Here is an 11,810-nt window from a genome sequence, read left to right on the forward strand (position 1 = left end):
CCCAGAACGTTACCGGACGCGCCTCCACTTAGTAAACGACACCTGATTCATGACGGGATGACCTCTTCCGGCAGGGCCCGGGCCGTATCAACGCGGTCGAGTTGCCGCAGCGCGAGCAGCCCGCCGACGCCCGGAACGACGGCCAGGACCTTGGCGGCGGTCGTGGTCCGCCTGAGACGCCAGGTCGCGATCACGACGAACAGGTAGGCGCAGCCGTGAGTGGGGCCCATCAGGGACGAGACGGGCTCGAGGTGGACGGTGAACAGATTGGCCAGCATCACGATCAGCGAGATCAGTTCGACGTGAGCGGCAATGCGCAGATGGCTCGGAGACCGCACGTGCACGGTCACACCCCCGTGGTGGAGCCGGGGCGGATGATCATCAGGACGGTGACCGTGGCCCAGAGCAGATTGAAGACGCCGGTGAACATGGCGAGACGGCCCGGTGACAACGGGGTGCCCGCTGACGACGGCGCCGAGCGTGCAATCTCCGTCCCGGCCAGGGCGCGGTCCTGAGCAGGAAGGATCACCAGCGCCAGGACACCGGAGGCCGCTGCGGTCAGCAGGATCGAAGCAACCAACCAGGTATCGCCGAGGATGCCGAGGCTACTGGCCGTGGCAAAGCCGAACAGGGGAACCGCGATGCCGATTCCCGCGTAGACGCGGCAGATGCGGTGCAGCGTCCGCAGGGCCGTCAGCGCCTCGCCATGGCCGGAGTCGCCGAGGGCGCGGCGCCACGTCGCGGGAAACATGCTCGCGGCCACGGTGACCGGACCAACGGCCACGATGGCAGCCAGAACATGCAAGGACAGGAGGAACTTGGTCATGCCTGGCGCTCCGGGGCGGCCTGACGCTCGCCGGTGACCTTCGAGGCCGGAAGGCGGCCAGCCTTCGAGGTGCCCTTGAGCGTGTCGCCTTCGACAGTCACGTCAAAGACCAGCTTCAGCCGCATGGGCTTGGTGACGGCCTGCTTCCAGGTGAGCCGGGCGCCGTCGATGACGACGTCGTTCAGCTGCACCTCCTCACCGGCTCCGTGGGCAACACCGGTCAGGACACCGTCCTGCCGACGGAGTTCGACCACGGCCTTCATCTTGCCAATGGGGGTGGAGATGGACAGGTTCCAGGTGCCTTCAACGGACATGCTGATGTTCTTCCTGACTGTGCTGTGCAAGGGAGATGGCGGACGAATGGGCGGCAAGGAGCGCGGCCCGAATGTTCAGAGGACGGCGGGAACCGGGCCCTGGGCGCGCCAGACGGTCCCGCGCCGCTCGTGGGCGAAGAGCTCTTCGACAGCGTGCGCGACGCGGGGACCCACCTCGCGCTCCAGCAGGTACAGCCCCAGGTCGAGCCCGGAGGTGACGCCGGCTCCGGTGATCAGGTCACCGTCGTCCACGACTCGGGCGCGGACCGCGTGGGCGCCGGTGGCATCCAACATGTCCAGGCCGATGTGGTGCGTGGTGGCGTGGCGCCCCTCCAGCAGACCCGCCATGGCCAGGACGAGCGAGCCGCCACAGACGGTCGCGACCGTCATGTCCGGGTCATCCATCGCCTTCTTGAGCAACGCCGGCAGCTCGGTGGTCAGCGTGCGGCCGAGGAGCACCGGGATGAACTCGTCCTGCTTCCACTCGCCGGCACCCACCTCTTCCTCGGGAACCTCGCCTGGCTCGCCGACGCGTCCGGACGCCCCGGGCACCAGGAACATGTCCGCACGCTCCAGGTCGAGGGCGGCGGTAGCACGCAGTGCCAGCCCTCCAGTACCGCTGATCACCTCCCGGGGACCCTCAGCAGAGGCCAGCTCGACGGTTACCGCACCCTCTGATGCGGCGCTGCCCGCGTACAGCACCTCGTAGGGGGCGACGACATCGAGGGGGTCGAAGCCATCGAACAGGACAATCTGGATGCGCATGGGTGTTCCTTCGGATGTCGATTTCCTCTGACGCTCCGAAGTCAACCGGCTGCCGCCCTGATCGCCCAGTGGCACTAGTGACAGTTTTCAACGGGATATCGCCAAGGACTACCAGAGGGCTCATACCTGCGATGACATGGGGTTATCCGGATACCGGGCCAGATCTGCCGCACGATGAGGAGGGAGGTTCCGGTCATGCACACCGTCGCCGTTCTCGCGCTGGATCAGGTGATCCCGTTCGATCTGTCCACCCCGATCGAGATCTTCACCAGGACCCGACTCCCCGACGGCCGCCCCGGCTACCAGATCCGGGTGTGCGCCGAGCGCGACGAGATCGACGCCGGGGCGTTCACCCTGCGCGCCCCCTGGGGCCTGGAGGGCCTCCAGGACGCGGACACGATCATCGTGCCGGGTGTCACCGATCCCATGGCCCCGCTCGCTTCACCCGTGCGCCATGCACTGCGTTCGGCCGCCGCCGACGGCACGCGGATCGCCTCCATCTGCGCAGGCACCTTCCCGCTGGCTGCCACCGGTCTCCTCGACGGATTGCGGGCAACCACCCATTGGCGTGCGGCCGGGCTTCTGGCCGCACGCCATCCGGACATCGACGTCGACCCGGATGTCCTCTATGTCGACAACGGCCAGTTCCTCACCTCGGCCGGCGCAGCCGCGGGTATGGACTTGTGCCTGCACATGATCCGCCGTGATTACGGCTCGGCCGTCGCCGCCGACGCAGCCCGGCTGTCGGTGATGCCCCTCGAACGGGAGGGCGGGCAGGCGCAGTTCATCGTCTACGACCACGCTCCCACGCCACAGGGTTCCGACCTCGAGACGCTTCTCACCTGGCTGCGGGAAAACCTGGGCCGCAATCTCACCCTCACTGACATCGCCACCCACTCGGGGACCAGCACCCGCACCCTGATCCGACGCTTCCGCGACCAGACCGGCACCACCCCGCTCCAGTGGCTCCATCGAGCCCGCATCCGCCAGGCACAGCATCTGCTCGAGACCACGGAGCACTCCGTCGAACGCATCGGCACCCAGGTCGGCTTCGGCTCACCCACCACCTTCCGCGACCGCTTCAAACGCACGACTGGCGTCAGCCCGCAGACCTACCGGCGCACATTCAGCTGAGCTCCGACAAGGCCCGCGACGCCGTCGCCGACACTCGCCGAGCGACTCACCCTCGCGGGAGGCATCCCGGACATCGCGATGGCCGGCGACAACGGCACCGCCCCCGCCCACTTGGCCAAATCGCAAAGCACTGACCGGCAGCCCGTCATCGGTTTGTGAGCCACCGGGCCCACTAGACAGTGCCCGGCGAGGAGCCCGCACCCTTCGCAAGCTTTGCAAAGTACGCAAAGAAGATTCGCAGCAATTGGCAGCCATCCACGCTTGTTGGCACTTAGTGCCAGTGCCAGAGTTCCAGTGCGGCCCGCCGAACCTTCGGCAGCAGGCGCAAAGAACCGGGCACGATTCACGCCCTGACGTCGGCGATCCCGGCAGTTGTGCGCGCATTGCACGGCAGCATTGCTCAGCTCCGCTCGGCGACGGGACGGCGGGCCGCACCCAAGATCGAGACAATTCGAGACACACAGTGCCACTCGCTACTTCTGATGACCGGGAGATTGGCAGAGCGGCCAACCGAGGAGACGGTGACAGTCATGGCAGAGTCGAGGACGCAGGCGGCCGGGGAACTCGCGGGGCGCTGGGCCACCGACCCGCGCTGGCAGGGAATCGAGCGCACCTTCAGCGCCGAGGACGTGGTCCGGCTCTCCGGGAGCGTCCGTGAGGAGCACACGCTGGCCCGGCGCGGTGCCGAACGGCTGTGGCGGCAGCTGCACGAGCTCGACTACGTCCACGCGCTCGGCGCGCTCACCGGCGGCCAGGCCGTCCAGCAGGTCAAGGCAGGGCTCCAGGCCATCTATCTGTCCGGCTGGCAGGTCGCCGCCGACGCCAACCAGGCCGGCCACACCTACCCCGACCAGAGCCTCTACCCCGTCAACTCCGTGCCCCAGGTGGTCCGCCGGATCAACAACGCGCTGCTGCGCGCCGACCAGATCGCCACCGCCGAGAACGCCGGCGACACCATGGACTGGCTGGCGCCGATCGTCGCCGACGCGGAAGCCGGGTTCGGCGGACCGCTGAACGCCTTCGAGCTGACCAAGGCGATGATCGCGGCGGGGGCCGCCGGCATCCACTACGAGGACCAGCTCGCCTCGGAGAAGAAGTGCGGGCACCTCGGGGGCAAGGTCCTCGTGCCGACCTCGCAGCACATCCGCACCCTGAACGCGGCCCGTCTCGCCGCCGACATCGCCGATGTGCCCACCGTCATCGTCGCCCGCACCGACGCGCTCGCCGCCAACCTGCTGACCAGCGACGTCGACGAGCGCGACGCCCGGTTCGTGACCGGCGAGCGCACGTCCGAGGGCTTCTACCGGGTCCAGAACGGCATGGCCCCCGTGATCGCCCGCGGCCTCGCCTACGCCCCGTACGCCGACCTCATCTGGGTCGAGACGGGCACCCCGGACCTCGCCCAGGCCCGAGAGTTCGCCGAGGCGGTCCATGCCGAGCACCCGGACCAGCTGCTCGCCTACAACTGCTCGCCGTCCTTCAACTGGAAGGCCGCCCTGGACGACGACCAGATCGCCAAGTTCCAGCGGGAGTTGGGCGCGATGGGCTACCGGTTCCAGTTCATCACGCTGGCCGGCTTCCACTCCCTCAACCACGGCATGTTCGACCTCGCCCGCGGTTACGCCGAGCACGGCATGACCGCCTACGTCGACCTACAGGAGCGGGAGTTCGCCTCCCAGGAGCACGGCTTCACCGCCGTGAAGCACCAGCGGGAGGTCGGTACCGGCTACTTCGACCTCGTCTCCACCGCCGTCAATCCGGCCTCCTCCACCACCGCGCTGGCCGGCTCCACCGAGGAGGAGCAGTTCCACTAGGCACCGCACGGTCGCCCGCGGGCCTCCTCCCCTGATCGGGCGGGAGCCGGGCGACCGTCCCCGCCCGGCTCCCGCTCCGCTCCCCGATCAGGAGATCCTGATGTCCACCAGCGCACTGACCCACCTCGTCCGCGTCCTCGCGGCACCGGGCGACCGCTACGACGAGATCCTCACGCCCTCCGCCCTGGACTTCGTCGGCCACCTTGCCGCCGCCTTCGGCACGCGCCGCCAGGAACTCCTCAAGGAGCGCAGGCGGCAGGCGATCCGGCTCGCGTCCGGTTCCCCGCTCGAGTTCCCGATGGTCACCTCCGCCGTCCGCGCCGATCCGACCTGGCGCGTGGCACCCCCCGCCCCCGGCCTGACCGACCGCCGCGTCGAGATCACCGGGCCGCCGGACCGCCGTATGACGGTGAACGCCCTCAACTCCGGTGCCCGGATATGGCTCGCGGACTTCGAGGACGCCACTGCCCCCACCTGGGACAACCTCATCGGCGGGCAGATCAATCTGCTCGACGCCATCGAGCGGCGCATCGACTTCACCACGCCGGAGGGCAAGGAGTACCGGCTCGGGGAACAGCCGGCCACCATCGTGGTCCGGCCGCGTGGCTGGCATCTCGACGAGGAGCATCTGGAGTACGAGGGCAGGCCGGTGCCCGCCGCCCTCGTCGACTTCGGGCTGTACTTCTTCCACTGCGCGCAGCGCCAGATCGACGCCGGACGCGGCCCGTACTTCTATCTCCCCAAGCTGGAGAACCGGTACGAGGCCCGCCTCTGGAACGACATCTTCATCATGGCGCAGCATCTGCTCGGCATCCCCAGGGGCACGATCCGCGCCACCGTCCTCATCGAGACGATCACCGCCGCCTTCGAGATGGAGGAGATACTCCACGAACTGCGTGAGCACAGCTCCGGCCTCAACGCGGGCCGCTGGGACTACCTGTTCAGCCTGATCAAGACCTTCGGCCACCGCACCGACTTCCTGTTGCCGGACCGCGCACAGGTGACGATGACCGCCCCTTTCATGCGGGCCTACACCGAACTGGTCGTCCGCACGTGCCACAAGCGTGGTGCCCATGCCATCGGCGGCATGGCAGCCCAGGTGCCCAGCAAGGACGGGGCCGCGCACGAGGCGGCCCTGGCCAAGGTCCGCCTCGACAAGGAACGCGAGGCCGAGGACGGCTTCGACGGCTCCTGGGTCGCCCACCCCGGCCTCGTCCCGGTGTGCCGCGAGGTCTTCGACGGTGTCCTCGGCGAACGGCCGCACCAGATCGACCGCACCCGTGACGACGTGGAGGTGACGGCGGCGGACCTGCTGTCGGTGCACCGTATCAGCGGTCCGCCCACGCCGGAGGGGCTGCGCACCAACATCGCGGTCGCGCTGCGCTACTTCGCCGCCTGGCTGCGCGGGCAGGGCGCGGTCGCCCTGTACGGCCTGATGGAGGACGCGGCCACCGCCGAGATCGCCCGGGTGCAGATCTGGCAGTGGCTGCGGCACCGTGTCCTGGACCGGGAGAGGGTCCTGCGGGTCCTCGACGACGAACTCGCCGCGCTGGGCGCCGAATACCCGTGGGCGGATCTCGACGCCGTGCGAGCCGTCTTCGAACGCACCGCCCTGGCGCAGGAGTTGCCGCTGTTCTTCACTCCCGACGCCTACTCCCGTCACCTCGTCCGGAACATCGAGGCAACGAACCCCGGGACTGCTCAACCGTAGGACCGGCCGGGAATTCCACACATACGGCCAGGAATGAGCAACCTGGCGCGACCGGGCTGAGGGGCCCGGACGACGGCCACCGGTTGAGGGACCGGCGGCTGCTTGACAGGGGAAGGGCGGGAAGCGCGAGTACGGCGCTTCCCGCCCTCGGCGTGGGAGGTCAGCGGGACAGTGCGCAGTCACCGCACAAGGACCCCTTGCCATCCGGCGCGGCGCGATAGATCAGGCAACAACTGCGGCGCCGGAACGCTCCGTCGGGCGTCGAGGTACTGGTGTCGCGCAGTGGGGGCCGTTGCAGAAGGAGCGAGCTGAGGGTGCGGGTCCGGGCGGTGAGATCCGGGCGGGCCGCTGTGATCATGGTTGCCGCTCCGTTGACGGCCGAGGCGGTGTTGCCGCGCAGGATGTGCCGGGAGACCGAGAACTGGGCCATGGTGTCGGCGAGTTCGCGCAGAGCGCCGTCCAGCAGGCGGCTGCTGAGTTCGTCGGCGAGCCGGGGCGGCGAGTCTGCGGGTTCGGCGGTGAAGGCGTCGTAGGGCAGCGACAAGGGGATCGGGCCACCGATCACGGGCCGCCAGCGCAGATCGTCGAGGCCCGGAGCGAGGACCAGGCCGTGCAGCACGGCGGCGGCCAGGGCGGGCGAGATGAGCCGGGCGGCCAGCCCGAGGTGGGCGACGGAGGCCGCCACCCGCACCTCGACCGCGCCGGGTGGCTGCCCGCCTGCCGTGGCCAGCCAGTCCCCCACACCCGTCACACGCGCTGCGAGCAGCGGACGGGACATCGGCTGCCAGGGATCGGCCGGCTCCGTGCCGGGCGGGTGTGCCTCTACGGCGAAGAACGGGCCGAGCGCGGTGATCTCCTCGATCACCGCGCTCGCCGTCGGTGGGCTGGTCATGCCGGGAGGGGGTCCGGCTTCGGAGAAGTGGCGGGGGCGTCCTGACGCGCGGGCTGCAACAGGCGTTCCGCCAGCGGGGCGAAGACCAGGCCGATGGCCGCCCAGAGGATCAGCTGCGCGCCCACGGAGTAGAAGCGGAAGGCGAACAGCACGTCGGCCGGGAAGCCCGGGTAGACGATGGTGCCCTTGGCGTCGGTCAGCGGCAGCGGGGTCTCGGTGGCCTGGTTGCCGTAGTTGTCCCTGTTGTACCCGAGGTCGCCGTACTGGGGCAGGAGCAGCATGACGATCCCGATCGCCACGACGAACGCGGCGACGGCGAGGAGCGTGGCGTTCCAATTGCCGAACCGTGCCTGGAGCCGCTTGCCGAGCCAGACGGCTCCGGCGAGGAGGGCGATGGAGCAGACGACCATGGTCAGGTACAGGGCGCTGCGCTGTTCGATGGTTTCCTCGTGACCGATGGCAGGCGGATTGGCCGGGTACTTCAGGAACGGCACCAGGTACATGCCGAGGAACCCGCCGCCCGCCACGAGAAGCGCCAGCGTGCGGGCGCGCAGACCGCCGGTGCGGCCCAGGCAGACGGCGTAGGCGACGGCGAACAGCGCGCCCATGGCCATGCCGAAGAACACGATGCCCACGCCGATACCGAGATTGGCCTGGATCGTCCGGCTGAACAGTTCGGATCCTGCGGCCTCGACGGGCAGGCCCGCCGCCTTGTCCAGGGCGTTCTGTGCGGCGTCACGCCCGCTCTCGTAGTCGATGGCCTTGGCGATCTGCGGTTCGGCGAAGATCCGCGCGAAGGCGAAGGCGAGCAGACCCGCGACCGCGCCGGCGAGCACGCCGCGCAGTATGAGCTTCTTTTCCATGTCGAGTTGTCCGTACGTCCTGGTGCCGGCGGAGGGTCAGTGGCAGGGGAAGCCGAGGAAGTGACGAGCGTCGTGGACGAACTCGTGCACGTGCGCGTCGTTTCCGAACACCGACACCGCGCCCTGGTCGACACCGATGAAGTAGTAGACGGCCAGCGCGATCAGAGCGGTGCCGACCAGCCAGATGACGGCCTTGGAGACCGGCAGGACGACCGGTGTGGACGCCGGGCGGGGCGTGGAAATGCTGCTCAAGGTGAGCCCTCCTTGGGGATCGTGCGTCCCTTGCGTGTACGGGCGGAGTGAGGGCTCAGTGTCTGACTCGCCCGTCACCTTCCGGTGGCGGGCTCACAGTGGCGCGACCGTGCTGGAATTCCACCAGCTTCCTTATGCCATCACTACATGGGGAACGTACGGCCTGCTTCTCCGGCCGGTCAATCAAGTCCACCCCAAATCAACCGGCAGAAGCCCGCGCCTCTTCGGGTCAGCGGTGGCGGAACTCGGGCGGCCGCTTGTCGACGAAGGCGCCCATGCCCTCCTTCTGGTCGGCGGTCGCGAACACCGCGTGGAAGAGGCTGCGTTCGAAGCGGACGCCCTCGGTGAGCGTGGTCTCGAAGGCGTGGCCCACGGCTTCCTTCGCCATCATCGCCACCGGGAGCGACATGCCGGCGACGGTCTCGGCGACAGCGAGCGCCTCGCCGAGCAGCTCGTCGGCGGGCACGATCCGGGAAACGAGTCCGGCGCGCTCGGCCTCGGCGGCGTCCATGGTGCGCCCGGTCAGGCACATCTCCATGGCCTTGGCCTTGCCGACCGCCCGGGTCAGCCGCTGGGAGCCGCAGTTGCCGGGGATCACGCCCAGCTTGATCTCCGGCTGGCCGAAGACGGCGGTGTTGGCGGCGAGCAGGATGTCGCAGAGCATGGCGAGTTCACAGCCGCCGAGGGCGTATCCGGAGACGGCCGCGAGGGTCGGCGTGCGCACCTGGGCGAGCCGGTCCCAGGCCGTGAACCAGTCGGTGAGGAACATGTCCAGGTAGCCCTGCGGCTGCATCTCCTTGATGTCGGCCCCGGCGGCGAACGCCTTCGCCGAGCCCATGATCACGATGCACCCGCACTCCGGGTTCCGGTCGAGGGCCTCGGTGGCGGCCACGACCTCCTCCATGACCTTCAGGTTCAGTGCGTTGAGGGCCTTCGGACGGTTGAGGGTGAGCAGGGCGGTACGGCCCTTGCGCTCGACGAGGATCGTCTCGTACTCGGTGCTCATGCGTGTTCCCCGCTCCGGTCCCTGATCGTCCGTACGATGCCGGAGAAGTCCTCCGTGGCTCCGGCGCGCTCGGCATAGGCGGCGTACAACTCGGCCGCGCGCAGACCGAGTTCCGCATGGACGCCGCCCGACCGGACCGCGTTGGCGGCCAGGGCCAGGTCCTTGGCCATGAGGGAGGCGGCGAATCCCGGCCGGTAGCCGCGGTTGGCGGGGCCGGCCGGGACGGGGCCGGAACATCCCGCGGCCGGTATCCTGACTCCCGGATCAGCGCGCGCCGTCCGCCTTCCCGACATCCAGCTCGTCAGTGGCGTAACTCTCGACGGCGTACTCCCCGGTCACAGTGGCGGGACCGCGCCGGATTCACACCGGCTTCCCTGCACCGCGGGCCTTGTGCTCACGACAATATAGTTGGACGTCCCAGTAAATCCACCCCGCGGGACCCCACCATGACGTCGCTGCCGGTCCGGCCGACATCACATTCTCGGCCGCCGCGCAATTCGAGAAGGTTTAGCCCAAAGCCTTAGGGCCACTCGAAGACGGTGTGGCGATGGAGAACGCGTGAGTTTGCGCGTGAGCCGTGAGCCGCTGCACGCCTCACTAGTTCACAAAAACCTCATAAAACTCACATAAATCACATATGACGGCAGACCGCGGTACTCGAAGCGTGCGGAGCGAGGACGACGCCATGACGGACGACGACCGGCAGACGCCGACAGAGGTACTGCGCCGGGCGCGCGACCAGCTCGGCGACATGACCGGCATGACAGCGGAGACCGTCTCGTCCTTCGAGAAGACGGACGGCGGTTGGTCCCTGGCGATCGAAGTCCTCGAACTCGCCAAGGTCCCGGAGACGATGAGCCTGATGGCGAGCTATCAGGTGGACCTCGACGAACAGGGACAGCTCACCGGCTACCGGCGCATCCGTCGCTACGAGAGGGGGCGGTCCGAAACAGACCGCTCCGGCGGCCAGTAGGCCGCCCGCCCGCGGTCAGCCCTTCCCCCGGCAAGGAGGACGACAGACATGACCGTTGTCCCAGCACAACAAGCCAGCGGAGGAGGCCGCAGCAGCAGCCTCTACGACGTACTGGAACTCGTCCTCGACAGGGGTCTGGTCATCGACGCGTTCATACGTGTCTCCCTGGTCGGCATCGAGATCCTCAAGATCGACGTACGGGTCGTCGTCGCCAGCGTCGACACCTACCTCCGCTTCGCCGAGGCCTGCAACCGCCTCGACCTGGAGGCGGGCCCCCACAAGAGCCCCGGCCTGCCCGACATGGTCGGCGAGATCACCGAGTCCGGCGCCCGCGGCAAATCCAAGGGCGCGCTGTCCGGCGCCGCGGAGACGATCTCCGACGCCTTCCGGCAAGGCCGTGACGAGGGCTCCTCGAAGGAGCAGGAAGAGCATGAGCGCCGGCCGCGGACGCGCAAGAGCACAGCTGCGCGCCGCAAGGAGAGGGAGGAAGACGAGTGAGCACCTACGTCTACGCCATCACCGCGCGGTCGCACCCCGCCCTCCCCGAAGGCCTGGACGGCGTGGGCAACCCGCCCCAGCCGGTGCGTGTGCTGGAAGAGGGTGAGCTCGCGGCGGTCGTCAGCGACGCGCCGGAGGACCTGCGCCCCAAGCGACGCGAACTCCTCGCCCACCAGAACGTGCTCGCCGAGACCGGCTCCACCGGCTGCGTACTGCCCCTGCGGTTCGGAAGTGTGGCCCCCGACGACAGCAAGGTCACCGCGGTCCTCGCCGAGCGCGCGAACCACTACGAGGAGCGGCTCAAAGCGCTCGACGGCAAGGTCGAGTACAACCTCAAGGCCTCCCACGTCGAGGAAGCGGTACTGCACCACGTGCTGGCCGACAGTCCCGAGCTGCGGGCCCTCGTCCAAGCCGGCCGGCAGGCGGGCGGCCGCAGCCACGAGCGGCAGCTCCAGCTCGGCGAGATGATCGCCGCCGCCGTGCAGGCGCAGGAGGCCCAGGACGCGACAGCCGTGCAGGAGGCCCTCGCGCCATACGCCGCGGCGACCAGTCTCGGCCCCGGATCGGGCGGATGGCTGGTCAATGTCTCCTTCCTGGTGGAGCGGGACTCGGCCGCCGGCTTCCTGGAGAAGGTGGAGGAACTGCGCGCGGCCGTCCCGCACCTCGAAATGAGCGTCAACGGCCCGCTGCCTCCGTACAGCTTCGTCGAGCCGGGCCCGGCTCGACCCGCCGGCACCGACGGCACCGACGGTTAGAAGGCAC

The 11,810-nt window shown here is 69.0% G+C and carries 14 protein-coding genes, 1 pseudogene and 2 riboswitches; of the genes and pseudogenes, 6 read left to right on the forward strand and 9 right to left on the reverse strand.

Annotation, left to right across the window (positions count from 1 at the left end; all coding sequences use genetic code 11):
* Window positions 1-47: 47 nt before the first annotated feature.
* From ACIHFB_RS26455 to ACIHFB_RS26470, 4 genes are all read right to left on the reverse strand, one after another.
* Window positions 48-344 carry a DUF3817 domain-containing protein gene (locus ACIHFB_RS26455; RefSeq protein ID WP_400128096.1) on the reverse strand — a complete coding sequence of 99 codons (297 nt, stop codon included), beginning with the start codon at window positions 342-344 and terminating at the stop codon, window positions 48-50.
* A gap of 2 nt (window positions 345-346) precedes the next feature.
* Entirely contained in the window at window positions 347-826 is a 480-nt protein-coding gene (locus ACIHFB_RS26460; protein ID WP_365282049.1) for a hypothetical protein, read from the reverse strand.
* The gene (locus ACIHFB_RS26465; RefSeq protein ID WP_365282050.1) at window positions 823-1,140 is read right to left on the reverse strand and encodes a hypothetical protein; all 318 of its coding nucleotides are present in this window, start codon (window positions 1,138-1,140) and stop codon (window positions 823-825) included. The genes ACIHFB_RS26460 and ACIHFB_RS26465 overlap by 4 nt, the downstream gene beginning before the upstream one ends.
* 75 nt (window positions 1,141-1,215) lie before the next feature.
* Window positions 1,216-1,905, reverse strand: coding sequence for a DJ-1/PfpI family protein (locus ACIHFB_RS26470; protein WP_365282051.1), 690 nt, complete (start codon window positions 1,903-1,905; stop codon window positions 1,216-1,218).
* A gap of 195 nt (window positions 1,906-2,100) precedes the next feature.
* Here ACIHFB_RS26470 and ACIHFB_RS26475 point away from each other — a divergent pair, with 195 nt between their 5' ends.
* The 3 genes from ACIHFB_RS26475 to aceB all read left to right on the forward strand — a co-directional run bounded on the left by ACIHFB_RS26475 (window position 2,101) and on the right by aceB (window position 6,564).
* Window positions 2,101-3,039: a helix-turn-helix domain-containing protein gene (locus ACIHFB_RS26475; RefSeq protein WP_365282052.1), complete on the forward strand. Its 939-nt coding sequence runs from the start codon at window positions 2,101-2,103 to the stop codon at window positions 3,037-3,039.
* Window positions 3,040-3,569: 530 nt separating this feature from the next.
* Window positions 3,570-4,853, forward strand: a complete 1,284-nt coding sequence (gene aceA, locus ACIHFB_RS26480) for an isocitrate lyase (protein WP_400128097.1) — start codon at window positions 3,570-3,572, stop codon at window positions 4,851-4,853.
* A 100-nt stretch (window positions 4,854-4,953) separates the two neighbouring features.
* Window positions 4,954-6,564: a malate synthase A gene (aceB, locus tag ACIHFB_RS26485; protein ID WP_400128098.1), complete on the forward strand. Its 1,611-nt coding sequence runs from the start codon at window positions 4,954-4,956 to the stop codon at window positions 6,562-6,564.
* Window positions 6,565-6,724: 160 nt separating this feature from the next.
* On the opposite strand, the gene ACIHFB_RS26490 is transcribed toward aceB, so the two are convergent.
* From ACIHFB_RS26490 to ACIHFB_RS26510, 5 genes and pseudogenes are all read right to left on the reverse strand, one after another.
* Window positions 6,725-7,456: a (2Fe-2S)-binding protein gene (locus ACIHFB_RS26490; RefSeq protein ID WP_365282055.1), complete on the reverse strand. Its 732-nt coding sequence runs from the start codon at window positions 7,454-7,456 to the stop codon at window positions 6,725-6,727.
* Complete coding sequence (locus tag ACIHFB_RS26495) at window positions 7,453-8,319, reverse strand: CbtA family protein (protein ID WP_400128099.1); 867 nt, start codon at window positions 8,317-8,319, stop codon at window positions 7,453-7,455. Before ACIHFB_RS26495 ends, ACIHFB_RS26490 begins: the two co-directional genes overlap by 4 nt.
* 36 nt (window positions 8,320-8,355) lie before the next feature.
* Window positions 8,356-8,571, reverse strand: coding sequence for a CbtB-domain containing protein (locus ACIHFB_RS26500; protein WP_365282057.1), 216 nt, complete (start codon window positions 8,569-8,571; stop codon window positions 8,356-8,358).
* 34 nt (window positions 8,572-8,605) lie between these two features.
* Window positions 8,606-8,746: riboswitch (cobalamin riboswitch) on the reverse strand.
* Window positions 8,747-8,800: 54 nt separating this feature from the next.
* Window positions 8,801-9,577 carry an enoyl-CoA hydratase gene (locus ACIHFB_RS26505; RefSeq protein WP_400128100.1) on the reverse strand — a complete coding sequence of 259 codons (777 nt, stop codon included), beginning with the start codon at window positions 9,575-9,577 and terminating at the stop codon, window positions 8,801-8,803.
* A pseudogene (locus tag ACIHFB_RS26510) lies at window positions 9,574-9,807 on the reverse strand (NAD-binding protein); the annotation flags it as partial. The gene ACIHFB_RS26505 and the pseudogene ACIHFB_RS26510, both read right to left, overlap by 4 nt.
* Window positions 9,802-9,983: riboswitch (cobalamin riboswitch) on the reverse strand. Its footprint overlaps the pseudogene before it by 6 nt.
* 231 nt (window positions 9,984-10,214) lie before the next feature.
* Between ACIHFB_RS26510 and gvpO the strand changes: the two are divergent.
* Genes gvpO through ACIHFB_RS26525 form a run of 3 tightly spaced genes read left to right on the forward strand, consistent with a single transcriptional unit; the run spans window position 10,215 to window position 11,803 of the window.
* On the forward strand, window positions 10,215-10,550 hold the full coding sequence (gvpO, locus tag ACIHFB_RS26515) for a gas vesicle protein GvpO (RefSeq protein ID WP_400128101.1): 336 nt from the start codon (window positions 10,215-10,217) through the stop codon (window positions 10,548-10,550).
* 48 nt (window positions 10,551-10,598) lie between these two features.
* Window positions 10,599-11,048 carry a gas vesicle structural protein GvpA gene (locus ACIHFB_RS26520; protein WP_365282060.1) on the forward strand — a complete coding sequence of 150 codons (450 nt, stop codon included), beginning with the start codon at window positions 10,599-10,601 and terminating at the stop codon, window positions 11,046-11,048.
* A complete protein-coding gene (locus ACIHFB_RS26525; protein ID WP_400128102.1) occupies window positions 11,045-11,803 on the forward strand; it encodes a GvpL/GvpF family gas vesicle protein in 759 nt (252 codons plus the stop codon). The genes ACIHFB_RS26520 and ACIHFB_RS26525 overlap by 4 nt, the downstream gene beginning before the upstream one ends.
* The last annotated feature ends 7 nt before the right edge of the window (window positions 11,804-11,810 follow it).

The sequence above is a fragment of the Streptomyces sp. NPDC051963 genome, assembly GCF_044593495.1.
In the GTDB taxonomy this organism is placed as follows: Bacteria; Actinomycetota; Actinomycetes; order Streptomycetales; family Streptomycetaceae; genus Streptomyces.